This window comes from Micromonospora sp. CNZ297, from assembly GCF_007827625.1.
The window spans coordinates 66,750-92,068 of the sequence record NZ_VISU01000017.1 but is presented as its reverse complement, the minus strand read 5'-3'; the positions used below and the strand labels follow the sequence as shown (position 1 = coordinate 92,068).

The following is a 25,319-nucleotide window of genomic DNA, read 5'->3' as shown; positions in this document are numbered from 1 at the left end:
GACGGCGCGGCATTCGGGGTACGACGGTCAGCCGCGGACGTCACCGCCGCGATCACGGGCCTTGAGCCGGGTGGTGGGCAGCGCGGGCGCGGGCAGCGGCGGCGCCGCGTCGTCGGCGACCACGCCGAAGCGGCGGCCGGCCATCCAGTCCTCCCGGGCGGCCACCACCTCCTCGTGCGAGCGGCCGACGAAGTTCCACCACATCACCAGCGGCTCCTCGAACGGGGTGCCGCCGAGCAGCAGCAGCCGGGTGCCCGGCTCGGCGCGCAGCGTCAGCGCGTTCCGGCCGAGGCCCAGGTAGAGCAGCGCGCCGGGGGCCAGCGCCGTGCCGTCGCACTCGGCGGCACCGGACATGGCCAGCAGCCCGTACTCGAAGTCCGGGCGCAGCGGCAGCGTGGCCGGCGCCGGCCCGCGGACCTCGATCTGCGCGCCGACCAGCGGGGTGTGCACGACGGCGGGCGAGCGTTCCCCGCCGAGGTCGCCGACGAGCAGCGTGACGTCCAGGTCGGCGTCGCGGAAGCGGGGCAGGTCGGCGTGGTGGGCGAAGTCCGGGTCACCGGCACGGGCCGGGTCGGGCAGCGCCACCCACAGCTGCACGCCGTGCATCAGCGGCGGGTGGACCAGCGGGGAACGCTCGGAGTGGGCGATGCCGCGCCCGGAGGTCATCACGTTGAGCTGGCCCGGGCGGATGGGCTGGACGTTGCCGAGGCTGTCGCGGTGCAGGATCTCCCCGTCGAGCAGCCAGGTGACGGTCTGCAGCCCGGTGTGCGGGTGCGGCGGCACCTCCATGCCGGGCCGGTCGGCCACGTCGTCGGGCCCGAAGTGGTCGACGAAGCACCAGGCGCCGACCATCCGGCGCTGCCGCTGCGGCAGCAGCCGGCGCACAGTGGTGTAGCGGCCGAGCGGGACGTCGTGGCCGGGCAGCAGCACGCTGCCCGGGTCGGTCGGGCCGACGCCCGGCGGGAGCGTCTGCGCGGGCAGGGATTCGGTGCGGTCCACCGCCCGACTGTACGCTCACTCCGCGGTGACGCTCACCGCGTTCGCGCCCCCGACCAGGTCGAGGTAGAGCCGGTCGGCAGCCCGGTCCCAGCCCGGTGAGCTGACCAGGTCACCGGCGGCGATCCCGCCGCGACGCTGGTCGTACAGGGTCAGGGAGCCGGCGCCGGAGGCCACCCGCACCCGGGCCGGCGGCCCGCCGGGCACGGTGACCGTGAGTTCGCTGACCCCGCCGGTCATCCGGACGGTGAGCGAGCCGTCGAGCCGGGGCAGCAGCAGCCGGGTACGCGACGCGCCGCCGACCAGGTCGATCCCGGCGAGCCGGGCCTCGCCCAGGTCGAGCCGCTGCTCGCTGACGCCGCCGAGCAGCCGCAGCCGCCAGGTGACCCGGGAGTTGAGCACCACCTCGACGGCGGCCGGGCCGGGGCGGCCGTTCTCCTCGATCCGCAGCCGGACCCGGTCGCCCACGAGCTGCGGGCGGGGCGTCACACCCGAGCCGTCCGGCGCGCCGATCCGGTAGAGGTCGTCGCCGAGGTCGGCGGCCCGCAGCGTGAACCGGGTCAGCCCGTCGACCAGCTCGAACTGGGCGCGCTGCCGGTTGTCGCGGGGCGCGGCGAGCGTCTCGGCGCCGGCCACCTCGGCGGCGCCCGCCCCGCCGGAGCCGCCGCCGGGAGCGGGCGACGGCGGGGCGCCGCCGGAGAAGACCACGCCGAGACGGGCCGGGTTGGACAGCGTCACCGCCACGGCCACCGCGCCGAGCACCACCACCAGCACCGCCGCCGCCGCGAGCAGCCGGGCTCCGCCGGACCAGCGGGGCCTGGCCAGGCCGGGGTCGTCCTCGGATGCGGTCATGGTCGTCCCCTCTCGCCGGTCCCCATCGGGTCATACGTCTGCGTCGGCGTCTCGGTTCATTCCCACTCCGGTACGCGAGCGCACCTTGCCGGCGCACGCGGCCAGCACGGCGTGCGCGTCCAGACCGAGGCTCTCGATGGCGACCAGCGCGGTGAACGCCACGTCGGCCAGCTCGGCGGCGACCTCCTCGCGGGTGTGCGTCACCCCCTTGCGCGGGTTCTGCCCGAGCAGGCCGATCCAGGCCGCGGCGACCTCGCCGGCCTCCTCGCCGATCTTGAGGATGCGACAGGTCAGTTCGGTGTCGCCGCGGCCGTTCGCGGCGTCGAGCCAGGCGCGCGCGTCCCGCGCCGTCGTCCAGATGGTGGCGTCCACGCGGACCAGTGAACCGCACCCCGCACACCGTTCGTATCCTGGGGCGACGCAGGCCGGAGGGCCTGCGTCCCAGGCGAGAGGAGGTGCCCGTGATGCCGGAGATCGTCGAATCGGTGTTCGCCGGCGTGGTCGCCCGGAACCCGGGAGAGCCCGAGTTCCACCAGGCGGTCCGCGAGGTGCTGGAGAGCATCGGTCCGGCCCTGGCCCGGCATCCGGAGTACGCCGAGGTGGTCGAGCGCGTCTGCGAACCGGAGCGGCAGGTCATCTTCCGCGTGCCGTGGGAGGACGACCGGGGCCGGGTGCGGGTCAACCGCGGGTTCCGGGTGGAGTTCAACAGCGCGCTCGGCCCGTTCAAGGGCGGCCTGCGCTTCCACCCGTCGGTCTACCTGGGCATCGTGAAGTTCCTCGGGTTCGAGCAGATCTTCAAGAACGCGCTGACCGGGCTGTCCATCGGCGGCGGCAAGGGCGGCGCGGACTTCGACCCGAAGGGCCGCTCCGACCGCGAGGTGATGCGGTTCTGCCAGAGCTTCATGACCGAGCTGTACCGGCACATCGGCCCGCAGACCGACGTGCCCGCAGGTGACATCGGGGTGGGCGGCCGGGAGATCGGCTACCTGTTCGGGCAGTACAAGCGCATCACCAACCGGTACGACGCGGGCGTGCTCACCGGCAAGGGCCTGGCGTACGGGGGCGCGCAGGTGCGCCGGGAGGCGACCGGGTACGGGGCGGTGTTCTTCGCCGACGACATGCTCCGCCAGGCCGGGGACAGCCTGGAGGGCAAGCGGGTCGTGGTGTCCGGCTCCGGCAACGTGGCCATCTACGCGATCGAGAAGGTGCACCAGCTCGGCGGCACCGTGGTGGCGTGCTCGGACTCCGGCGGCTACGTGGTCGACGAGAAGGGCATCGACCTGGCGTTGCTGCGCGAGCTGAAGGAGCAGCGCCGGGGACGGCTGGCCGAGTACGCGGAGCACGCGCGCAACGCGGTGGCGGTCGCGGACCGCAACGTGTGGGAGGTGCCCTGCGACCTGGCGCTGCCCTGCGCCACGCAGAACGAGATCGGCGGCGCGGAGGCGGCCGCGCTGGTAGCGGGCGGCTGCGTCGCGGTGGTGGAGGGGGCGAACATGCCCACCACGCCGGAGGCGGTGCGGATCCTCGGCCGGGCCGGGGTGCGGTTCGCCCCGGGCAAGGCCGCCAACGCCGGCGGGGTGGCGGTGAGCGGGCTGGAGATGCAGCAGAACGCCAGCCGCGACACGTGGACGTTCGGCGAGTCGGAGCAGCGGTTGCGCGAGATCATGCGGGACGTGCACGACAGGTGCTGGGCGACCGCCGAGGAGTTCGGCCTGCCCGGCGACTACGTGGCCGGGGCGAACATCCAGGGGTTCCGGCGGGTGGCCGAGGCGATGCTGGCGCACGGCCTGGTCTGAGCGGTCCGCGGGACGGACGCCGGCGGAGCGGTCGGTCAGCGATTGACAGCTCTCGACGCCCGGCCTAGGTTCAGGGCGCTACCGGCCGGTAGGCATCCGTCCCGCGTCGTCACCCCCGTCCCGGGGTGGCACCCGTCCCCCGGGGAGCAGCGATGCAGCCCTCACCCGTCCGTCGCCGGCTGCTCGCCGTCGGCGCGGCCCTCGCGCTGACGCTCGGCCTCACCGGCGCGGCCCCCGCCGCCGCCACCGGCCGCGACGACGGCAGCGGCCCGCTGCCCGGCTACACCATCGTCAACCCGCCGCTGCCGCCGCTCGTGGTCGGCGGGGCCGCCACCACCGTGCGGCAGGGCGTGCACGCCAACGCCGGGTACGTCATCGAGATCCCGGCGCGCTGGAACGGCGAGCTGGTGATGTGGGCGCACGGCTACCGCGGCCAGGGCACCGAGCTGTCGCCGGAGCCGCCCGGCTTCGACCTGCGGCAGCGCCTGGTGGCGCAGGGGTACGCGTGGGCGTCGTCGTCGTACGACCGCAACGGCTACGACGTGCGCTCCGGCGTTCGCGGCACCCGCGCCCTGGCCGACCTGTTCAGCCGTACCGTCCGGCGCCCGCACCGGGTACTGATCGCCGGCGTCTCGATGGGCGGTCACGTCATCGGCCGGTCGCTGGAGCAGTACCCGGGCTACTACGCCGGGGCGCTGCCGATGTGCGGGGTGCTCGGCGACCAGGAGCTGTTCGACTTCTTCCTGGACTACAACCTGGTCGCGCAGGCGCTGGCCGGGGTGCGCGCGTACCCGACGCCGCCCGACTACCTGACCTCGGCGGTGCCCCGGATCCAGGTCACGCTCGGCCTCGCCGGGCTGACCCCGGGCGGCGCGGACACCACCAATGCGCTGGGCAAGCAGCTGCGCGCGGTCACCGTGGACCGTTCCGGCGGGCCGCGGCCGGGCGCCGACGCCGCGTTCGCGGTGTGGAAGGACTTCCTGTTCGGCATCGCCGTCGGCGAGGCGGACGGCTCCCCCGCCCGGCGGCCCGGCCAGCTCGCCACGAACCTGTTCACCAGGTACACGCCGAACCAGCCGGTGAACCTCAACGCCACGGTGCAGCGGGTCGCGCCGGAGAACCTGCGCCAGCGGCTCGCGCCCGGCCTGACCGAGGTGCCCCGGATCGCCGGGCGGCCCACCGCGCCGGTGCTGAGCCTGCACGGGCTCGGCGACCTGTTCGTGCCGTTCAGTATGGAGCAGGCGTACGCCCGGGACGTGGCCCGGCACGGCCGGTCCCGGCTGCTCGTGCAGCGGGCGGTGCGCACCGCGCAGCACTGCGAGTTCAGCCCGGCCGAGGCCGGCGCCGCCTGGGACGACCTGGTCCGCTGGGTCCGCACCGACAAGCGGCCGGCCGGTGACGCGGTCACCGACCGGCGTGCGGTGGCGGCACCGGACTTCGGCTGCCGGTTCAGCGACCACGCCGCCCGGGCCGCCGGCGCCGGCACCCGCCCGCTCTACCCGCCGTGCTGACCCTGCCTCAGTCCTCCGCCCGGGAGTACCAGCCGCCCCGGTAGACGGTGCCCTGCGGGGTCGGCTGCGGCTCCGGCGGCGCCTCCGCCTCCTGCGGCACGTCCCCGGCGGTGCGGCGGGAGCGGCGGACGCGGCTGACCACGAACCAGCAGACACCGGCCACCACGGCCACGATGACGACCTTCTGGAACGTGCCCGCGTACGCCTCGACCACGTGCCACTGCTCGCCGAGCAGGTAACCGGCGAGCACGAACGTGGTGTTCCAGATCAGGCTGCCCAGCGCGGTGTAGAGCAGGAATACCGGAACCGGCATCCGTTCCACTCCGGCCGGGATGGAGATGAGACTGCGGAAGATCGGAATCATCCGGCCGAAGAACACCGCCTTGACGCCGTGGCGCAGGAACCACGCCTCGGTGCGGTCCACGTCCTCCAGCTTGATCAGCGGCAGCCGCGCGGCCAGGGCGCGCATCCGGTCCCGCCCGAGGGCCGCGCCGATGTAGTACAGCGCCAGCGCGCCCACGATCGACCCGAGCGTGGTCCAGAAGATGGCGCCGGCCAGGCTCATCCGGCCCTGGCTCGCGGTGAAGCCGGCCAGCGGCAGGATCACCTCGCTGGGGATGGGCGGGAACAGGTTCTCCAGGGCCACCGCGAGGCCGGCGCCCGGCCCACCGAGCCGTTCCATCAGGCCGGTGACCCAGCCGGCTACTCCGTCGCCGGACGGTTCCGCGGCCCGCGCGGTGCTCGCCCGGGGGACGGCGAGCAGCTGTGCGTTTCCGATCATCGGACCAACGTTACGGGGCGAAGCCGCGGACGACCACGCGTCATGGAAACCATTATCGTGTACGTCATGCGTACGCCGTTGCGGATCGCCGTCGCCCAGCCGCTGACCCGCTCCCACGACGTCGAGGGCAACGCCGCCCGGCACGCCGACGCGGTACGCGCCGCCGGGGCGCGCGTGGTGGTCTTCCCGGAGATGTCGCTGACCGGGTACGAGCTGACCGCCGCGCCGCTGGACCCGGCCGACCCGAGGCTCGCGCCTCTGCGGGCGGCCTGCGCCGAGACCGGCACGCTGGCGCTGGCCGGGGCGCCGGTGCCCGGCCCGCACATCGGGGTGCTCGTGATCGACGCGGAGGGCGTGCGGGTCGCGTACCGGAAGATGTTCCTGGGTGGCGCGGAGCCGCGGCACATGCGACCGGGCCGGGAGCCGGCGGTGCTCGATGTGGACGGCTGGCGGCTGGGGCTGGCGGTGTGCAAGGACACGGGGACGCCGGAGCACGCGGCGGCCACTGTGGCGCTCGGCGCGGACGCCTACCTGGCCGGGGTGCTCGAGTCGGCCGACGACGCGGCCGTGCCGGACGAACGTGCCCGCCGCGTCGCCGCCGAGCACGGCGTGTGGGTGGCGACGGCCAGTTTCGCCGGCTCGACCGGAGGCGGGTACGCGCGGGCCGCGGGTGGTTCCGGGATCTGGTCACCGGCGGGTGAGCCGGTGGTCCGCGCCGGCACGGGCATCGGCGAGGTGGTCACCGGGACGCTGCACTGACGGTCAGCCTTCGTCGGCGCCGCCGCCGCGCAGCCGTTCGTAGCCGTCGATCAGCTTGCGCAGCGCGGCGGCGGTGACCGGATCGATCTTGTCGTCCTCGGCCGCGTCCTCGATCTTCTCCCGCAGGTCCTCGACCCGCTTGTCGCGGTCCTTCGGCTTGCCCCGGTCCAGCTCGGCGGCCTTCTTCCGCAGGTCGTCGGCGGTCTTGCGGTCGATCAGCCCGATCGCCTCGGCCCGGTCGAGCAGCTCACCGAACCGGTCGCCGAGCTGACGCAGCGTCACCGGCTCGGCTGCCGCCGACGTCGGCGCGGCACTGCTGGGCTCCGGGGCGGGCGGTTCGGCGGCACGCGTCGACGGGCCGGCGGTGGGCGCGGCGGCCGGCGGCGTGCCGGAGCCGTCGCCCCACACCAGCGAGCCGACCACCGCGAGCAGCAGCACCACGGCACCGGCGACGAGCAGCCCGAGCAGCCGGTTCGACGAGACCGCCGGGCGCGGCGGCGCGACGGGACGTGCCGGCGGGACCGGGCGGGACGCGGCGGCCGGGGACCGCTCGACGAGGGTGGGCGGGTGCGCCACCGGCGCCACTGTGGGCAGGATCGCGGTCGGCGGGTCCACCGGGCGGCCCGCGCCGAGCCGGTCGGCGAGCCGAGCCGCGGTGGGCCGCCGCTCCGGGTCCGCCGCCAGGCAGGCCAGGACCAGGTCGGCGATCTCCGGCGGCAGGCCGGGCACCCGCAGCGGCGGGACCGGCGGCCGGTTGCGCCGCACGTCCAGCACGTCGTCCCAGCTGCGCACCGGCAGCGGCGCCTGACCGGTGAGGCTGCGGTACAGCAGCACGCCGAGCGCGTACACGTCGCCGGCCGGGTTCGCCGGGCCGGGGTCGAGCCGTTCCGGGGCGAAGTAGGCGGGAGTGCCCATCAGCAGCGCGCCGGTCTGCCCGGTGACCGGGTGCGGGCCGGCGGGCGCGGCGATGCCGAAGTCGAGCACCTTAGCGCCGGTCTCGGTGAGCATCACGTTCGCCGGCTTGACGTCGCGGTGCACCACGCCGATCCGGTGCGCCGCGGCCAGCGCCCCGGCGACCTGCCCGGCCGTGCGGACCGCGTCCGGCCAGGCCAGCGGCCCGCCGGCCAGCCGGTCGGCGAGCGTCTGGCCCTCCACCAGCTCCATCACCAGGTACGGGACCACGACGCCGCCGTCCAGCGTCGCCTCGCCGTAGTCGTACACCTGGGTCACGTGCGGGTGGGTGAGCCGCGCCGCCGCGCGGGCCTCGCGCTGGATGACCGCCCGCAGTTGCGGATCGGCGGCGAGCTGCCCGGCGAGGGCCTTGACCGCGACGGGCCGGTGCAGCACCTCGTCGTCGGCGCGCCACACCTCGGACATCCCGCCGAGGCCGATGCGTTCGCGCAGGACATATCGGTCGTGCAGGCGCAGGGCGGGCGTGAAAGGCGACATGATGCCTCCAGTCTGCCCGTCCGGTCCCCGTGCCCGTCAACCGCCCGTCGCGAGGGCCCGGGTCAGGGCTTGCGGGCGACCCCGCCGTACATGCTGACGTCGACCACCGACGGGCGCGGCTCGGGCTCGCCGTCGGCGCGCCATTCGGCGACCGAGCAGACGCCCGGCTCGACCAGCTCCAGGCCGTCGAAGAAGCGCACGACCTCCTCCCGGCTGCGCAGGTTGATCACGCCGTGCGGGCCGCCGCCGCGGGCCGCCGCCTTCGCCTCGGCGGCCACCTCCTCCGGCAGGTAGTCGTGGGTGGCGTGCGAGGCGGCCAGGTAACTGCCGGCGGGCAACGCGTCCAGCAGGCGGCCGACGATCGCGTACGGATCTTCACCGTCGGGCACGAAGTGCAGCACCGCCAGCAGCATCAACGCCACCGGCTGGGAGAGATCCAGCGTGCGGCGCAGGTCGGGGTGGGCGAGGATGCGCTCCGGGTCACGCAGGTCCGCGTCGAGGTAGGCGGTGGCGCCCTCGGGCGAGCTGGTGAGCAGCGCGCGGGCGTGGGCCAGCACGATCGGGTCGTTGTCGACGTAGACCACCCGGGCGCGCGGGTCGGTCGACTGCGCCACCTCGTGCGTGTTGTCGGCGGTGGGGATGCCGGTGCCGATGTCCAGGAACTGCCGGATGCCCGCCTCGCCGGCCAGGTGCCGCACCGCGCGACGCAGGAACCGCCGGTTCTCCAGCGCGCTGATCCGGATGGTCGGGAACCGGGCGGCCATCGCGTCGCCGGAGTCGCGGTCGGCCTGGAAGTTGTCCTTGCCGCCGAGCCAGTAGTTGTACCGGCGGGCGGGATGCGCCACCGTGGTGTCGATCCGGCCCGACTCGGGTGCCGTACCTGGTGCGTCGCTGGTCAAGGCCGCCTCCACGACTCGCGTGCCACCGTCCACTGTCTCCGGTCGCCGTCATGCTACTGCCCGGCGCCGCGCCGCTCAGGCCGGGTACAGCTCGTCGCGCATGCGGGCCAGCAACTCGGGGGTCCGCTCCGGCGGCGCGGCCTCCACGCACAACCTCTCCATCGCCTCGGCGTAGAAGTCGAGGTCGTCGCGCTTGTCCAGGTAGATCGCGCTGGTGAGCTGCTCGATGTAGACGATGTCGGGCAGGTCGGCGTCACCGAAGCGCAGGATGCTGAACGCGCCGCTGGCCGCGGCGTGCCCGCCGGCGGCGAACGGGACGATCTGCAACCGCACGTGCGGGCCCGAGGTCGCCTCGATCAGCGCGTCCATCTGCTCGCGCATCACCGCGGTGCCGCCGATCGGGCGGCGCAGCACCGCCTCGTCGAGCACCGCCCACAACTGCGGCGGGTTGGGGCGTCGCAGCAGTTCCTTGCGCTGCATCCGCAGCTCCACCCGCCGGTCCAGCTCCGCCGCCGACGCGCTGCGGTGGCCGAGCAGGATCACCTCCCGGGCGTACGCGGCGGTCTGCAACAGGCCGGGCACGAACTGCACCTCGTACGTGCGGATCAGCGCGGCGGCCGCCTCCAGGCCCAGGTACGACTGGAACCAGGCGGGGAGCACATCCCCGTAGCGGTGCCACCAGCCCGGGCTGTTCGCGTCCCGGGCCAGCTTGAGCAGCGCGTCACGGTCCTCCGGAGCGGTGACGCCGTAGAGCGTGAGCAGGTCGGCCACGTCGCGCTCCTTGAAGCCGACCCGGCCCAGCTCCATCCGGCTGATCTTCGACTCCGACGAGCGGATCTCCCAGCCGGCCGTCTCGCGGCTGACCCCGGCGCTCTCCCGCAGCCGGCGCAACTGCCCGCCGAGCAGCATGCGCAGCACTGTCGGACCGCTTGTCGGACCACCCTCGACGGGCACCGTCGCCACCTGACCGCCCTCGCATCCCGACGCCCCGGCCGGGCACCCTCCCGGACCGACGAGTAAGCATGCCATGAACCGACAGTGAGGTGAACTCCTCCGGACGGACGGAGTCAGTCCCGTGTACGGGACGGCGGGATCAGGTGGTCGAAGTCGCCGTCCCGGGCGCCGAGCACGAACGCGGCGATCTCGTCCACTGTGTAGATCAGTGCCGGACCCTCGGGGTGCCGGGAGTTGCGGACCGCGATGCCACCACCGCCGGGCAACTCGGCCAGTTCGACGCAGTTGCCGCTGGGGTTGCTGCGGCGGCTCTTCAACCAGCGCATCGGTGGCAACTCGGTCACGGGCACGCCGTTCGGGGGTTGCTGCATGGGCGTCCTTCGGGATGAGCCAGCCGAGGCCGCGGGAGGAGCGGTGGGTGGCGACGTCTGTCGACTGAGGAGTGAGATGCACGTGCATCTGCTATTGCATCTGCAATGGACAGAGAGCATGATAACCGAAATACGGTGTGCCGGTTCGTTCACGCACGGTGACCCGAGCCCGGCCCCGGGACGCCGCTCCGCGCGGCTTCGGGACTGCGGTGAGGAGGACGCGTTGGCGGATCCGATGACCATCGCCTCCGGCATCTCCGCGGCGGGCGCGCTCGTCTCCGCCTGGCAGTTACGCCGCCGCGCGCTGCGCGCCGAAGCCGAGATCGAGCTGCTCCAGGCCGAGCTGGCCGCCGAGCGGCACGCCGCCAGCCACGATCCGCTCACCGGGCTGCCGAACCGCCGCGCGTTCTTCCGGCTGGCCGCCGCCCTGCTCACCGACCCCGCCGGGCAGCCACTCGTCGCGGTGGTGCTCGACCTGGACAACTTCAAGCAGGTCAACGACCGCTACGGGCACGCCGCCGGAGACCAGGTGCTGGTCAGCGTGGCGCAGCGGCTCGCCGCGTTCGCCGGCCCCAACCTGGTGGCCCGGCTCGGCGGCGACGAGTTCGCCGGTCTGCTGGCCAGCCCGACCGCGGACCGCCGGTGGATCGAGCACGCCACCCGGCGGCTCTGCGAGGCGCTCGCCGCGCCGATCCCGCTGGGCGCGCGCAGCATCCAGGTCACCGCCTCGGTCGGGCTCGCGCCGGTGCACTGCCCCACCCAGCTCACCGACGCGCTCTGCCGCGCCGACGCGGCCATGTACGAGGCGAAGACGCTCGGCGCCGCCCGTCCGGCCCGCCAGCTCGTCGCGGAGTGCTGAGTCCGGCTCGTCCGTTAGCTCGTCGCGGGGTGCCGGGCACGGTCCGCCTTGCCTGCCCCAGCTCGTCGCGGGGTGCTGGGCGGCACGTCCGTCGCGGACCGCTGGGCCCGGTCCGCCTTGCCTGCCCCAGCTCGTCGCGGGGTGCCGGGGCGGGCTCCGTCCGGTGGGTCAGCGCCAGCCGTAGCCGGCGCGCAACGCCTGCCCGACCCGGTCGAACCGCGGCCGGTCCAGCACCGCACCCTCGCGGCGGATGCTGTCCTCGCGCATGGTGAGCACCCGGTCCAGGCGTACCCAGCTCGGCCGACTGTCCCGGTCCCACTCCCCCGGGCCGAGCGCCAGCCAGTGCCGCTGGCCGTCCCGGTCGCTCTGGCTGGACAGCATCAGCCCGAACAGCGTGCGGCTGTGCCGCCCCACCACCAGCACCGGACGGTCCTTGCCCTGGCGGGGATCGTCCTCGTAGGGCACCCAGGTCCACACGATCTCGCCCGGGTCGGCCTGCCCGTCCGGCTCCGGGGCGTACGACAACTCGCGGCGCTGCAACGCGCTGACCTGGCGGCGGCGCGCGACCTGCGCCGGGATCGGCCCGCCGGTGCGGGTGGGGGCGGGTACGCCCCGGGTGATCCGGCCGAGCTTCGACGCCACGTTCCTCAACAGACCTGCCACGGCGGGCAGCCTAGCGGCCGGGGTGCGACCGCCCGGGAATCGGGTCGCCGGGCCGGGTACGCGATGCCATCATGCGCCGGTGACGGTGCCCCGCCACCAGATCCGCGCCGCGTTCACCGCCGGCGCCGCCGGGCGGGGAGCCTCGCGAGGCGCGCTGTTAATAAGGGGCCCTTCTACTACCGGAGGCGTTAAGAAGGGGCCCTTCCTTACGCTGGGGGCGTGGAGTTGCCCGACGATCTGCCGCTGTTCGAGCGCAGCGCGGTGCGGCTGGTGGTGCTCGACGCCGCCGACCGCCTGCTGCTGTTCCACACCCGCGACCCGGACCACCCGGACCTCGGCGTGTGGTGGGAGCTACCCGGCGGCGGCCTGGACCCGGGTGAGACGTACCGGGAGGCCGCGTTACGCGAGCTGCGCGAGGAGACAGGTATCGCGATCGGCCCGGACGAGGTGGGCGCGCCGACGTGGCGGCGGCGGGCCAGCTTCCGGCACCGGCAGCGCCGCCACCTCCAGGACGAGGTGGTGGTGACGGTACGGCTGCCCGGCCCCGGGCCGGACGTGGACGAGGCGCTGCGGCTGGACTACGAGGTGGAGGACTACTTCGGGTTCCGCTGGTGGCCGCTGGCCGAGGTGCTCGCCGAGCGGCCGCGCTGCTATCCCGGGCGGCTGCCCGAGCTGCTGCCGGCGTTCCTGGCCGGGAAGGAGATCGACGAGCCGTTCGAACTGTGGTCGTGACCGGGACGTGCCACCGGGCGCGGCGGCGGGCAGAGTGGAGCCGTGACTCCTCTGCGCGCACCCCTGGCCCGTTACGCCGAGCGGCTGCACCGCGCCGCCGGTGACACCCACCACGTCGCCTCCCCGCTGGGCGCCTGGCTGCTGCTGGCGCTGGCCGGCCCGGCCGCCACCGGCGACGCCCGCGCGGCGCTGACCGAGGCGCTCGACGCCGACCCGGACGACGCCGCCGCCGAGGCCCGGGCGCTGCTCGCCGCGCCGCACCCGATGGTCGCCGCCGCCACCGCGCTGTGGGAGCGCACCCCGGCCGACGAGCTGGCCGCGTGGCGGGCCACTCTCCCGGAGGCCACCGAGCGCGGTCCGCTGCCGGACCAGGCGGCGCTGGACGCCTGGGCCCGGGAGCGTACCGGCGGACTGATCGACCGCTTCCCGGTCGACATCGCCCCGGACACCCTGCTGGTCCTGGCCAGCGCGCTCGCGACCCGGGTGTCGTGGGCCGACCCGTTCGACACGGCCCCGGGCACGGATCTGGGCGCGGGCAGCGCCTGGGCCGGGCGGCTGAGCCGGGTGCTGCGGACACCGCCGTTCGGGCACCGCTGCTGGGTGGCGGCCACCGACCGGGCCGGTGACGTGGCGGTGCACGCGGTGCCGGCCCGCACCGGCGACGACGGCGCGGGGATGCTCGTGGTGTCGGTGGCCGCCGCGCCCGAGGTGCCCGCGGCCGACGTGCTGGCCGCCGCGCAGGAGCTGGCGAGCGCCGCCGCGCTCATCCCGGACTCCGTGCCGGGCCGCCTGTCACTGTTCGACCTGCCGCTGGGCGAGACGCCGCTGTGGACGCTGCGGGAGAAGCCGGTCAACACGTTCGCCCCGGACGGCCGGGAGGAACGCGCCACGGCGGTGCTGCCCTGCTGGTCGGCGCGCAGCCGGCACGACCTGACCGCACCCGGGTTCGGCTTCGACGCGGCGGCCCGGGCGCTCGGCGAGCTGCTGGGCCTGGCCGGGCCGGGGTTCGACGCCGCGCAGTCCGCGGTGGCCCGGTTCGGGCGCTACGGTTTCGAGGCCGCCGCGGTGACGGCGTTCGGCATGGTGGCTGGCCTGCCGCCGGAGGGTGTCGCCCGCGTCGCCGAGCTGCGGTTCGGTCACCCGTACGCGGTCGTCGCGGTGACCACCGACCCGGCCGGTGGGCCGTGGCACGCGCTGCCTGTCTACTCCGCCTGGGTGGCCGACCCGGAGGAGCTGCCCGCCGACGAGGCCGGATAGGCGGCGAGCGCGCTCGTGAGCTGGTCCAGTCCCAGCGAGCCGAGTTCCAGCGCCCGGTTGTGGAACGCGCGCCGGTCGCCGGGGAACGCCGCGCGGCCGTCCCGCCACACCCGCTCCCCCACCTTGTAGGTCAGCGCCTGCCCGGGCCGGCCCAGGTAGCGGGCCAGTTCCAGTGGCGCGTACGGGCCCTGGTGGCAGCGCTCGCGCAGCAGGTCCAGCGCGGCGTCCGGCGTCCACCGCGCGCCGCCGCCGGAGGGCATCGGCAGCTTCAGGTGCAGGCCGATGTCGAGCACCACCCGGGCCGCCCGCAGCAACTGCATGAACAGGTGTCCCAGCCGGGCGCCCGGCTGCTCGTAGAGTCCCAGCTCGTCCATGAACCGCTCGGCGTACAGGGCCCAGCCCTCCTGGGCGCCGGAGAGCCCGCCGAGCAGGTTCAGCCGCTGACCGGGGCCGCCCCGGCACGCCTCCGAGCCGAGGTGCAGGTGGTGGCCGGGGACGCCCTCGTGGTACACGGTGCTGTACGCCCACCAGGTGGAGAAGTGCTCCCGGCCCTCGGGCAGCAGCCACGAGACCCGGCCCGGCCGGGTCAGGTCCCGCGACGGCCCGATGTAGGCGGTGCCGCCCGACGTGGTGACCCGTGACTCGATGCGCCGCAGCGGTGCCGGGATGTCGAAGTGCGTGCCGTGCATCCGCTCGGTGGTGGCCTCCAGCAGCTCCTGGAGCCAGGCGGCGAACGCGTCCCGGCTGCGCAGGACGCCGGGCGCGTCGGGACGGTCGAGCCGGTCCCGCACCTCGGGCACGGTGCCGCCCAGGGTTCTCGCCTCGGCGACCAGTTCCGCCTCGATCGCGGTGAACTCGTCCCAGCCCCACGCGTACAGCTCGCGCAGGTCCGGTTCCGCGCCGAGGAAGGCCCGCACCCAGAGGGCGTACCGCGCCGGGCCGAAGGCCTCGTCGTCGTGCGCCCGGGGCGCGAGGTCCGCGGTGAGCGTCGCGGCGAATCTCCGGTACGCCTCCCGCGAGCCCTCGACCGCCGCCTGCAACGAGGCGCGCTGCGGGCCGTCGCCGTACCGCTGCACCAGGGCGATGTCGTCGTCGATCCAGGCGCGGCAGCGCTGCGTCACCAGCTCCACCTGACGCCGGGCCGGCAGGTGACCGCGCGCTGCGGCGAGCACGAGGCTCCGGGCGTACCCGTCGAGTGCGGCCGGGATCGCGGCCTGGCGCGCGCCGACGCGGGCCCAGCCGTCCTCGGAGGCCGCGTGCCCGGCGTCGCGGCCCGGCACCGCTGATTCGACGCACTGCCGGATGAGCTGGAGCGGGCCGGTGGCCGCGGCGTGCAGTTCCCGCAGGTCCTCCCCGGCGTCGTGGAAGGCGATCCGGGCGCGCAGCCGTTCGGCGAGGTGGGCGTGCAGCGGGGTCGCGGGCAGCGCCTCGATCCGGCGCAGGGCGCGGGCGGCGAGGTCGGCGCGGGCCTGGTGACCGTCCGGGCTGTAGTCGGTGAGGCCGTCGGCGTCCTGCTCGCCGGCCTCGACCACTGCGGCGCACGGATCGAGGCGCCCCATCTCCCGCAACAGCGCGTCGGTGACGTCCTCGCTCATCGCACCGATGCTAGCCCCGGTGATCAAGGAGTTCGCGCCGGCCGGAAGCCCGGAACCGACGCGAATTCCTTGATCAACCTGATGGGAGGCGGGGTCAGACCGAGACGAGTTCCTTCTTCTCGGCCTTGGCGGCCAGGCGCTTCTCACGCTCCTGGGCGCCGATCAGGTCGTCCGGCAGGGAGTCCTCCACCTCCAGGTCGAACCGGCGCAGCAGCCGGATCGCGAACCCGCCCAGCGTGATGAGGATCAGCGCCGCGCCGAAGCAGATGTACGCGAAACCGATGCCCCGGCCCGGTCCGGTGCCGATCACCGCGCCCACCGAACCGGCCAGCGCCCCACCGGGTGCGAGCATCGGCTCGAACAGCGCGGTGGCGCCGGGCGCGAGCAGCGCGAACCCGATCGGCAGCGTCGACCAGGAGATGGTCTGGTTGAGGCTGAACACCCGGCCGTGGAAGCGCTGCGGCACCTTCACCTGGACGATCGTCGCGTAGATCGACTGCGCGGTGGTCATCGACATGGCCAGCCAGCAGAAGCCGACGCAGATCATCGCCACCGACGCGTCCAGGCCGATCAGCACGCAGCCGATCGCGGTGCCCAGGTTGCCGATCAGCACGCCGATCATCCGGCGCTTGCGCGGACCGCCCCACAGCGACATCAGCACGCCGCCGAGCACCGCGCCGACCGCCTCGGCCAGCGCCACCTGCGCCACCTGGGTCGGGCTGCCGAACGACAGCACCAGCGGCGTGATGAGCACCAGCGCGGGCGCCAGGAAGATGTTGCCCAGCGCGAAGTAGCCGAGCATCAGCCGGAACCCGCGGTGCCGCCACGAGTAGCGCATGCCGTTGGCGATGGCCACCAGCAGCCGTTCCCGGGGCCGCCAGCCCAGCGCGTCCGGGAAGCGGACCACGGCGAGGGTGAGCACCGCGAACACGTAGCTGGCCACGTCGACCAGCAGGATGCCCTTCAGCTCGATGGTGGCGAGCAGGCCGGCCGCGAACGCCGGCATGAGCAGCGTGGCCACACCGGTGGACAGCTGGGTGATGCCCATGGCGTGCCCGAGGTAGCGCTTGGGCACCAGCTGCGGCACCGCCGACTGGAACGCGATCCGCTGGAACGAACCGGCCACCGAACTGAGCGCCACCAGCATGTAGATGTGCCAGAGCACCAGGTTGTCGGTCCACAACAGGGCCGCCAGCACGAGCTGGACGGACCCGGCGAAGCAGCTCGCCGTCATCATGATCCGGCGCCGGCTGACCCGGTCGACAAGCGCGCCGGCCACCGGCAGCATGAGCACGCCGCAGATCAGCGCGAGCGCCCAGAGCAGGCCGAGGTTCGCCACCGAGCCGGTGCGGTTGAACAGCCAGATCGGCAGCGCGAACGCGGTCAGCGCGGAACCGGTGCTGGAGATGAGCTGACCGGTCGTGATGGCCATGAACCGGCCCATGCTCGGCTTGACCGTCTTGGTGGGCTTGCGGTCCTCGCCCACCCGCAGCGTGTCGGCCACCACCCAGCCGGCGTCCTCACCCCGGGCCTCCGGCGTCAGCGCGCTGACGTCACCGGCGACCACCGCCGGGTGCACCTGCGTGACGATCTCGGCCAGTTCCTCGGCGCGGTACTTGAGGAAGAAGTGCCCGGCCTGGTCGAGGACGACGAGGCCGAGCGTGTCGCTGAGGAACTGCCACTCGGCGTACCGCTCGCGGTAGTAGTCGGTCACCGGGTCCTCGGAGCCGACCACCGAGATGATCGGCGTCCGGAGCTTCGCCGCCTGCTGGTCCAGCAGCCGGGTGAAGTACTCCTCCGAGGCGCGGGAGTCGGCCCGCATGTTGCTGATGATCCGGTCGGCCTGCTCCGGGTCCAGCTCGTCGGTGTCCACACCCATCGACTTGAGCCAGCTCGCGGAGTGCCTGTTGCTGCTGAGCCGCTCGAGGCGGTCGCGGAGCGCCGCGATCACGCCCTTCGGGCGGGCGAACGGGAACATGGCGCCGATGTAGACGGCCTCCAGCTCCCGGCCGGCCGCCTCGACCTTGCGGGCCACGTCGGCGAGGATGGCGCTGCCCACGCCGCAGTGGCCGTACAGGGCGATCGGCCCCTCGACCCGCTCCAGGATCTCGTCGGCCACCCGGCTGGTCAGCTCGTCGAACGGCAGCGCGTCCTCGCTCAGACCCACGTCGTGGCCGGGGATCGCCAGCGACCACAGCCCGTACCCGGCCGGCAGCGCGTCGGCCAGCGGCTGGTAGACGATGGCGCTGCCGCCGCCGTACGGGACGCAGACGTACGTCAGCACCCGCTTACCCGCCGGGATCGGCTTGGTCAGCTCGTAGAGCAGCCGGCGTGGCCCTTCCTGCGCGGCGTCGCCGGAGATGAACGCGGCGAGGTCGCGGATGGTGCGCTGCTGGAACAGGTCCATCACGCCGACCGCCCGGCCGCCCAGCTCCGCCTTGCGGATCTTGGCGACGACCTGGGTGGCGAGCATCGAGTGCCCGCCCAGGTCGAAGAAGTCGTCGTCGATGCCGAGCGTGTCCACGCCCAGCACCTCGGACCAGATCGCGGCGAGCGCCCGCTCGGTGTCGTCGCGCGGCTCCACAAGCGCCACCGACGCCTCGCGGGTGACCACCGGCGCGGGCAGCGCCTTGCGGTCCAGCTTGCCGTTGGGGGTCAGCGGCAGCGCGTCGAGCGTGACGAACGCGGCCGGCACCATGTACTCGGGCAGCGTGTCCTTCAGCGCCGCCTTCAGCGCGGCGTGCTCGGCCTCCCCGACCAGGTACGCGGTGAGCCGCTTGTCGCCCGGGCTGTCCTCGCGGACGATCACCGTCGCCTCGGTGACGCCCGGCTGATCGCGCAGCGCGCTCTCGATCTCGCCCAGCTCGATGCGCAGACCGCGCAGCTTGACCTGGTGGTCGATGCGGCCCAGGAACTCGATCACCCCGGCGCCGTCCGGGCCGACGACCCAGCGAGCCAGGTCGCCGGTGCGGTAGAGACGGGCGCCCGGCTCGGCGGAGAACGGGTCGGGGACGAACTTCTCCGCCGTCAGCGCGGGTCGGCGGTGGTAGCCGCGGGCCAGCCCGGCACCGCCGATGTGCAGCTCACCGGCCACCCCGACCGGGCACTGCGCGCCGGACGGGTCGAGCACGTGCAGCCGCAGGTTGGCGATCGGCGCGCCGATCGGCACGCTCGTCACCTGCGCGAGCCGGTCCGGCTCGCACGCCCAGGCGGTCACGTCGATGGCCGCCTCGGTCGGGCCGTACAGGTTGTGCAGGCCGCACCAGGGCAGCCGGGCGGTGAAGTCGGTGGCCGAGGCCAGCGGCAGCTCCTCACCGGAGCAGATCACCCGGCGCAGCGCGGTGGCCGCCTCCACGCCGTCCTCGGCGAGGAAGACGGTCAGCATCGACGGGACGAAGTGGGCGGTGGTGATCCGCTCGGACACCAGCAGGTCGCGCAGGTAACCGGCGTCCTTGTGGCCGCCGGGCTTGGCCAGCACCAGGCGGGCGCCGGTGCGCAGCGGCCAGAAGAACTCCCACACCGACACGTCGAAGCTGGCCGGGGTCTTCTGGAGCACCGCGTCGTCGGCGCCGAGGCCGTACGTCTTCTGCATCCAGTCGAGCCGGTTGACGATGCCCCGGTGTGTGTTCGGCACGCCCTTCGGGCGGCCGGTGGACCCGGAGGTGTAGATGACGTACGCCAGGTTCTCCGGCCCGGCGGCCGGTGCCGGGTCGGTGTCGGGCCGGTCGGCCCAGACCGTGGCGTCGTCGAGTTCGAGCACCGTGGCGCCGGTGTCGGGCAGCACGTCGCGCAGGTGCGACTGAACGAGCACCACAGGCGCGTCCGCGTCGCCGACCATGAACGCGAGCCGGTCGGCCGGGTACTCCGGGTCCAGCGGCAGGTACGCGCCGCCGGCCTTGAGCACGCCGAGCAGGCCGGCGACGAGTTCCACCGACCGTTCCGCGCAGACCCCGACCAGGGTCTCCGGGCCGACGCCGGCCGCGCGCAGCCGGTGCGCGACGCGGTTGGCCTGCGCGTTCAGCTCGGCGTACGTGCGGCTGTGCCCGTCGATGGTGACCGCGACCGCGTCCGGGGTGGCCGCGGCGCGCTCCTCGATCGGGCCGTGCAGCGTCTCGGTGCGCGGGAAGTCGGCTGTGGTGTCGTTCCAGGCGGCCAGCAGGTCCCGCTCGGCGGCGGGCAGCAGCGGCAGCCGGGACACCGGGGTGTCCGGCGCGGCGACGACGGCGTCCAGCAGCGCGGTCCACCGCTGCGCCATCCGCTCAACTGTGGCCCGGTCGAACAGGTCGGTGTTGAAGACCAGCTTGCCCCAGAGCCCGTCGACGGTCTCCACCGCGTGCAGCTCGAAGTCGAACCGGGTGGCCTGCAACTCCATCGGGGTCCAGGAGAACGTGACCTCGTCGGTGCGGGACACGCCGCGGAAGCGGCCCATCTCGTAGTTCTGGAGCACGAACATGGTCTGGAACACCGGGGAGCGGCTGACGTCGCGCGGCAGGCCCAGCTCGTGGACCACCTTGGCGAACGGCACCTCGGCGTGCTCGAACCCGTCGAGCACGGTACGGCGGGTGCGCTCCAGCAGCTCGGCGAACGTCGGATCGTCGGCCAGGTCGGCGCGCAGCGGCAGCATGTTGATGAACATGCCGACGACGTTCTCCAGCTCCGGCGCGGACCGGCCGGCCACCGACGCGCCGATGGCGAAGTCGTCCTGGCCGGCGTGCCGGGCCAGCAGCACCTGGTACGCGGCGAGCAGCGTCATGAACAGGGTGCCGCCGCTGTCCCGGGTGAGCGCGTTGAGCGTCTCGGTGGCGGACGGGTCGAGCTGGAACTCGACGAAGTCACCCCGGTAGGTCTGGGTGGCCGGGCGGGGCCGGTCCAGCGGCAGTTCCAGCGGGGTGATGCCGGCCAGCTGCTGCTTCCAGTAGTCGACGTGCGCCCGGGCCTGCGGGCCGTCCAGCTCCTGGGCCTCCCAGACGGCGAAGTCGCCGTACTGGATCGGCAGGGCGGGCGGCTCGCCGCCCCGGTAGAGCGTGATCAGGTCGCGCAGCAGCACGTCCACCGACCAGCCGTCGCCGACGATGTGGTGCTGGGCGAGGAACAGCACGTGGTCGTCGGCGGTCAGCCGGATCAGCAGGGCCCGCAGCAGCGGTCCGTTGGCCAGATCGAACGGCTCGGCCGCCGCCGCGTCGACGAGCGCCTGCGCGGCGGCCTCGTCGGGCGCCTCCACCACTGTGAGCGGCACGTCGGCGGTGTCCGCGACGACCACTGTGGGACGGCCGTCGGCGTCGGCCGGGAAGCGGGTGCGCTGCGACTCGTGCCGGTCGGCGAGCGCGGTCAGGGCGGCGCGCAGCGCGTCCACGTCGAGTGGTCCGCGTACCCGCAGCGGCACCGCGATGTGGTACGCCGCCTCGCCCGGGGCGAGCTGGTCCATGAACCAGACCCGCTCCTGGGCGTAGGACAGCGGCACCTCCGCGCCGGACGGGCGGGGGGTGATCCGGGCCGCGGGGGCGGTCTGGCGGGCGCGTAGCCGTCGGGCGATCAGCGCCTGCCGGGCCGCCTCGCGGGCCGGATCCTTCAGGTCGGTCATCAGTTGGTTCCCTCTTCCGCCGCGAGCAGCGCGGCGACCTCGGTGTCGGAGAGCCCGTCGATTTCGGCGGCGATCCGCTGTTCGATCTGGGCGGCCAGTTCCGCCACCACGGGGCTGCTGAACAGCGCCCGCATGGGCAGGTCGACGTCCACCTCGGCGCGGATCCGGGCCATCGCCCGCATGCCGCGCAGCGAGTTGCCACCGAGGGCGAAGAAGTCGTCCAGGGCACCGACCTTCTCCACCTGGAGGATCTCGGCGTACACCTCGGCGACCAGACCCTCGGCCTCGGTGCGGGGCGCGACGTAGCTGTCCTGGGCCTGCTCGGCCGCCGCCGGGGCGGGCAGCGCGGCGCGGTCCAGCTTGCCGTTGGGCGTGAGCGGCAGCGCGTCCAGCCGGACCAGAGCGGCCGGCACCAGGTGCGCGGGCAGTTCGCGGGCCAGTTCGGCACGGACCGAGTCCTCGTGGGCCGGGCCCACCAGGTAGCCGACGAGCGTCGGCTCACCGCCGTCGGTGCGGACCGCAGCGGCGGCGGCGCGCACGTCCGGGTGGGCCAGCAGCGCCGCCTCGACCTCGCCCAGCTCGATCCGCATGCCGCGCACCTTGACCTGGTCGTCGCGGCGGCCCAGGTAGTCCAGCGTGCCGTCGGCACGCCAGCGGGCCAGGTCGCCGGTGGCGTACATCCGGGCGCCGGGCGGGCCGTACGGGCAGGGCAGGAACCGCTCGGCGGTCAGGGCGGGCCGGTCGTGGTAGCCGCGGGCGAGCTGGGTGCCGGTGACGTACAGCTCCCCCACCACGCCCGGCGGCACCGGCCGCAGCGCGGCGTCGAGCAGCAGCGCCCGGGTGTTCCAGGTGGGCGTGCCGATCGGCACCGGACCGGCCGGGACCGGCTCGCCCGGGGCGATGCGGGCCGCGACGCAGCCCACTGTGGCCTCCGTCGGGCCGTACTCGTTGATCACCGCCACGTCGGGGTGCGCGGCCCGCCAGGCGGCGAGCTGCTCCCCGGTCAGCGCCTCGCCGCCGATCACCAGGTCGGCCGTCGGCGACAGCTCGCCGTCGAGCAGCGGCAGGTGGCTCGGCGTGACCTTGAGGAACGCGGGCCGGCCACCGGCGCGGGCGGCGGGCTCGTCGATCGCGGCGAGCCGTACCGTGCCGCCGGCGGTGAGCGTGCCGAGCAGACCGGTGACGGTCAGGTCGAACGACACCGGCGAGTGCAGCAGCGCCACCCCGGCCAGCCCCGGGTAGGTGGCGCGGGCCCAGGCCAGGTACGCGGTGACCGCCCGGTGCTCGACCACCACGCCCTTCGGGCGGCCGGTGGAGCCGGAGGTGTGGAGCACGTACGCCGGGTGCTCCGGGCGCAGCGGCGCGACCCGGTCGGCGTCGGTGAGGTCGTCGCCGGACTGGTCCGAGCCGACCTCGCCGTCGAGCACCAGCGCGTCGCCGGGCACCAGGCCGGCCGTGTCCGGCGCGGTCACCACCAGCGCGGGCGCGGCGTCCTCCACGAGGTACGCGATCCGGCCGGCCGGATACGCGGTGTCCACCGGCACGTACGCGGCACCGGCCTTGAGCACCGCCAGCATCGCCACGACCAGATCGCAGGAGCGGGGCAGCGCCAGCGCGACCCGGGTCTCCGGGCCGGCGCCGCGCGCCACCAGCAGCCGGGCCAGCCGGTTCGCGGCGGTGTTCAGCTCGCCGTAGCCGAGCGTCACGCCGTCGCAGACCAGCGCCGCCGCGTCCGGGGTGGCGGCGGCCTGCCGCTGCACCTCGTCGACCACAGTGGTCACCGGCACGTCGTGGGCGGTGTCGTTCCAGGCGCCGAGCACCCGTTCCCGCTCGGTGTCGGTGAGCAGCGGCAGCGCGCCGACCGTACGCTCCGGCTCGGCGACGGCGGCGGCGAGCAGCCGTACGTAGCGGCGGACCACGGTCTCGGCGGTGGACCTGTCGAACAGCTCGGTGCGGTACACCAGGCGGCAGTCGCCGGTGGTGATGTCGAAGGCCAGGTCGTCCTTCGTCGTGCCCAGCTCGACCGGGTCGAGGCCGGAGTCCGGGATCCAGTTCAGCGCGGTCTGGAAGATCGGCTGCACCGACGGGTCACGCTGTGGATCGACCGCCTCGACGATCTTCTGGAACGGCGTCTGCCCGTGCTCCATGGCGTCGATCAGGCCGTTGCGGACGCGGCCCAGCAGCGCAGCGAACGCCGGGTCGCCGGAGACGTCGCAGCGCAGCGCCACCGGGTTGACGAACATGCCGATCAGCGGCGTCAGCTCCGGGTTGTCCCGGCCCGCGGTGGAGACGCCGACCACCACGTCGGCGTCGCCGGAGATCCGCGACAGCAGCGCCGCGAAACCCGCCAGCAGCACCATGTACGGGGTGGCCTGCGCGCCGGTGGCCAGCGCGCCGATGCGGTCCAGCAGCCCGTCGGGCAGCGTGAAGCGCACCTCGTCACCGGCGAAGCCGAGCTGGGCCGGGCGGGGCCGGTCCAGCGGCAGGCCGGTGACCGCCGGAGCGCCGGCCAGGTGACCGGTCCAGAACGCGAGCTGCCGGTCCAGCTCCTCGCCGGTGAGCTGCTGGCGCTGCCAGACCGCGAAGTCCGCGTACTGGATGGGCAGCTCGGGCACGGCGGGCTCGGCGCCGGTGCGCGCGGCCTCGCAGAACGCGACCAGCTCGGCGTGGAGCAGCACCGCCGAGTGGCTGTCGAAGACGGCGTGGTGCACCACGAACGCCAGCGCCAGCCCCTCCTCCATCCGGATCAGCCGGGCCCGCCACAGCGGCGCCGCGTCCAGCGGGATCGGCGTGCGGGCCATCTCGCCGCGGATGCGCTCGAACTCGGCCCGCTGCTCACCGGCCGGCAGGTGGGTGATGTCGGTGACGGGCAGCGGCGCCGGCTCGTGGGCGCGCACGACCTGCACCAGCGCGCCGTCGTCGGTCCGCAGGTGGGTACGCAGCGCCTCGTGCCGGGCGATGACCCGGTTGACCACGTCGCCGGCCGTGTCCGCGTCCACGTCGGCCGGGAACAGCCACGGGAAGGACACGTTGAACACCGGTGACCCGGCGTCGAGCTGGTTGGCCATCCACACCCGCTCCTGGGCGTAGGAGGCCGGGAAGGTCCACTCCTGCGTCATGAGAGGGCCTCGCGCACCGAGCGGGGACGCATGTCGGTCCAGACCTCGTCAACGTGGGCCAGGCACTCCTCACGGCTGCCGGCGAAGCCGGTGTCGTGCCAGCCGGCGGGCAGGTCCCGGTCGGCCGACCAGATCGAGTACTGCTCCTCGTCGTTGCGGACGACCAGGAATCGGGGTTCGGCCATGTCAGTTCGCTCCTGCGTTCTCGGGGGTGTACGGCTCGGCCATCGCCACGGCGATCTTGCGGGGACCGGTGAACGGTTCCCGGCCGTGCGCGGCGGTCATGTTGTCCACCACCAGCACGTCGTCGCGCTGGTAGTCGAAGCGGACCGTCGCGGCCCGGTAGGCGGCGCGCAGGTGGTCCATGACGTCGGCGGGGATCTCGCCGCCGTCGCCGTAGTAGGTGTTCGACGGCAGCCCGTCGGCGCCGAACATGGCCAGCAGCCCTTCCTGGTAGTCGGCAGGCAGGGTGCTGAGGTGGAAGAAGGTGGCGTGGTTGAACCAGCGCGGGGTGTCCGAGCCGGGCCGGTGGTGCACCGCGTCGCGGACCGCGCGGGTACGCAGGCCGTCCTTGCCGACCCACTCCACTGTGATCCCGTTGTCAGCCGCGTACGCCTCGACCTCGGCGCGGCTCTCGGTGTTGAACACCTCCTGCCAGCGGGTGCCGAAGTCGCCGTGGAAGTTGCGCACCAGCATCCACCGGCGGCGGACGAACTCCTCGCGGACCGCCGGGTCGATCAGCTCGTACACCCGGCGCACGTCGGCCAGCGGCGTGGCGCCCTGGGTCTGCGGCGGCGTGACGCAGTAGAAGAACAGCGTCAGCGGCCAGCGCGCCTGGTACGAGTTCTCGTTGTGCAGGAAGATCTCCTCGTCCGGCGGGTAGTCGGTCGAGGTGTAGACCCGGCCCTTGATGGAGTGCCGGGGCGAGGAGCGCTCGGTGTAGGTCAGCGGCTCGCCGGCCAGTGCGCGGACAGCCTGGTCGAAGCCGTCCACGCCGCCCACGTCGAAGCCGCGGAACAGCAGCCCTCCGCTCGCGACGAGGGTGTCCCGCAGCTCGGCACGCCGGGCCGTGATCAGGTCGGTCAGCGCCCGGCCGTCGCTCTCGACGACCACCGGCAGCGTCGTGGTTGTCTCGCTCATGGTGC

General features: G+C 74.2%; 20 protein-coding genes. 6 read left to right on the top strand and 14 right to left on the bottom strand.

The features are described from left to right. Positions 1 to 27 precede the first annotated feature (27 nt). From FB454_RS25350 to FB454_RS25340, 3 genes are read right to left on the bottom strand one after another with little or no spacing between them, the layout of a single operon-like run. Positions 28 to 999 (bottom strand): pirin family protein, encoded by a 972-nt coding sequence (locus tag FB454_RS25350; RefSeq protein ID WP_013285968.1) that lies wholly within the window; start codon positions 997 to 999, stop codon positions 28 to 30. Positions 1,000 to 1,014: 15 nt separating this feature from the next. Beyond that, a complete protein-coding gene (locus FB454_RS25345; protein ID WP_013285967.1) occupies positions 1,015 to 1,848 on the bottom strand; it encodes a hypothetical protein in 834 nt (277 codons plus the stop codon). Positions 1,849 to 1,878: 30 nt separating this feature from the next. Continuing rightward, complete coding sequence (locus tag FB454_RS25340; protein ID WP_013285966.1) at positions 1,879 to 2,220, bottom strand: MazG-like family protein; 342 nt, start codon at positions 2,218 to 2,220, stop codon at positions 1,879 to 1,881. 92 nt (positions 2,221 to 2,312) lie between these two features. Between FB454_RS25340 and gdhA the strand changes: the two genes are divergently transcribed. Further along, a complete protein-coding gene (gene gdhA / locus FB454_RS25335; protein WP_013285965.1) occupies positions 2,313 to 3,644 on the top strand; it encodes an NADP-specific glutamate dehydrogenase in 1,332 nt (443 codons plus the stop codon). 152 nt (positions 3,645 to 3,796) lie between these two features. Further along, entirely contained in the window at positions 3,797 to 5,155 is a 1,359-nt protein-coding gene (locus FB454_RS25330) for an alpha/beta hydrolase family protein (protein WP_013285964.1), read from the top strand. A 7-nt stretch (positions 5,156 to 5,162) separates the two neighbouring features. Here the strand turns inward: FB454_RS25330 and FB454_RS25325 are convergent, their stop codons facing one another. Next, positions 5,163 to 5,936 (bottom strand): DedA family protein, encoded by a 774-nt coding sequence (locus FB454_RS25325; protein WP_013285963.1) that lies wholly within the window; start codon positions 5,934 to 5,936, stop codon positions 5,163 to 5,165. Between the two features lie 66 nt (positions 5,937 to 6,002). Here FB454_RS25325 and FB454_RS25320 point away from each other — a divergent pair, with 66 nt between their 5' ends. Then, on the top strand, positions 6,003 to 6,695 hold the full coding sequence (locus FB454_RS25320; protein WP_145823646.1) for a carbon-nitrogen hydrolase family protein: 693 nt from the start codon (positions 6,003 to 6,005) through the stop codon (positions 6,693 to 6,695). 3 nt (positions 6,696 to 6,698) lie between these two features. Here FB454_RS25320 and FB454_RS25315 read toward each other — a convergent pair whose 3' ends face one another. From FB454_RS25315 to FB454_RS25300, 4 genes are all read right to left on the bottom strand, one after another. Further along, the gene (locus tag FB454_RS25315; protein ID WP_030269108.1) at positions 6,699 to 8,144 is read right to left on the bottom strand and encodes a serine/threonine-protein kinase; all 1,446 of its coding nucleotides are present in this window, start codon (positions 8,142 to 8,144) and stop codon (positions 6,699 to 6,701) included. A 62-nt stretch (positions 8,145 to 8,206) separates the two neighbouring features. Next, on the bottom strand, positions 8,207 to 9,043 hold the full coding sequence (locus tag FB454_RS25310) for an SAM-dependent methyltransferase (RefSeq protein WP_030269106.1): 837 nt from the start codon (positions 9,041 to 9,043) through the stop codon (positions 8,207 to 8,209). Positions 9,044 to 9,118: 75 nt separating this feature from the next. Further along, entirely contained in the window at positions 9,119 to 10,006 is an 888-nt protein-coding gene (locus tag FB454_RS25305; protein ID WP_030269104.1) for a helix-turn-helix domain-containing protein, read from the bottom strand. Positions 10,007 to 10,110: 104 nt separating this feature from the next. Continuing rightward, complete coding sequence (locus FB454_RS25300; RefSeq protein ID WP_013285958.1) at positions 10,111 to 10,368, bottom strand: DUF397 domain-containing protein; 258 nt, start codon at positions 10,366 to 10,368, stop codon at positions 10,111 to 10,113. Between the two features lie 223 nt (positions 10,369 to 10,591). Here FB454_RS25300 and FB454_RS25295 point away from each other — a divergent pair, with 223 nt between their 5' ends. After that, positions 10,592 to 11,227 carry a GGDEF domain-containing protein gene (locus FB454_RS25295; RefSeq protein ID WP_030269102.1) on the top strand — a complete coding sequence of 212 codons (636 nt, stop codon included), beginning with the start codon at positions 10,592 to 10,594 and terminating at the stop codon, positions 11,225 to 11,227. A 168-nt stretch (positions 11,228 to 11,395) separates the two neighbouring features. Here the strand turns inward: FB454_RS25295 and FB454_RS25290 are convergent, their stop codons facing one another. Then, positions 11,396 to 11,890, bottom strand: coding sequence for a type II toxin-antitoxin system PemK/MazF family toxin (locus FB454_RS25290; RefSeq protein WP_013477056.1), 495 nt, complete (start codon positions 11,888 to 11,890; stop codon positions 11,396 to 11,398). A gap of 219 nt (positions 11,891 to 12,109) precedes the next feature. On the opposite strand from FB454_RS25290, the gene FB454_RS25285 reads away from it, so the two are divergent. Together FB454_RS25285 and FB454_RS25280 are read left to right on the top strand one after the other, a co-directional pair. After that, entirely contained in the window at positions 12,110 to 12,622 is a 513-nt protein-coding gene (locus FB454_RS25285) for an NUDIX domain-containing protein (RefSeq protein WP_145823645.1), read from the top strand. A gap of 42 nt (positions 12,623 to 12,664) precedes the next feature. Further along, positions 12,665 to 13,879, top strand: coding sequence for a serpin family protein (locus tag FB454_RS25280; RefSeq protein WP_145823644.1), 1,215 nt, complete (start codon positions 12,665 to 12,667; stop codon positions 13,877 to 13,879). Here FB454_RS25280 and FB454_RS25275 read toward each other — a convergent pair. From FB454_RS25275 to FB454_RS25255, 5 genes are all read right to left on the bottom strand, one after another. Continuing rightward, on the bottom strand, positions 13,825 to 15,474 hold the full coding sequence (locus FB454_RS25275; RefSeq protein ID WP_145823643.1) for a DUF885 domain-containing protein: 1,650 nt from the start codon (positions 15,472 to 15,474) through the stop codon (positions 13,825 to 13,827). The two genes, FB454_RS25280 and FB454_RS25275, sit on opposite strands and share 55 nt — an antisense overlap. A gap of 94 nt (positions 15,475 to 15,568) precedes the next feature. Next, positions 15,569 to 21,055, bottom strand: a complete 5,487-nt coding sequence (locus tag FB454_RS25270) for a non-ribosomal peptide synthetase/MFS transporter (protein ID WP_145823642.1) — start codon at positions 21,053 to 21,055, stop codon at positions 15,569 to 15,571. Further along, entirely contained in the window at positions 21,055 to 24,174 is a 3,120-nt protein-coding gene (locus FB454_RS25265) for a non-ribosomal peptide synthetase (protein WP_145823641.1), read from the bottom strand. Before FB454_RS25265 ends, FB454_RS25270 begins: the two co-directional genes overlap by 1 nt. Beyond that, on the bottom strand, positions 24,171 to 24,359 hold the full coding sequence (locus tag FB454_RS25260) for an MbtH family protein (protein WP_013285950.1): 189 nt from the start codon (positions 24,357 to 24,359) through the stop codon (positions 24,171 to 24,173). Before FB454_RS25260 ends, FB454_RS25265 begins: the two co-directional genes overlap by 4 nt. A 1-nt stretch (position 24,360) precedes the next feature. Then, positions 24,361 to 25,314, bottom strand: a complete 954-nt coding sequence (locus FB454_RS25255; RefSeq protein WP_013285949.1) for a TauD/TfdA family dioxygenase — start codon at positions 25,312 to 25,314, stop codon at positions 24,361 to 24,363. Positions 25,315 to 25,319: the final 5 nt, after the last annotated feature.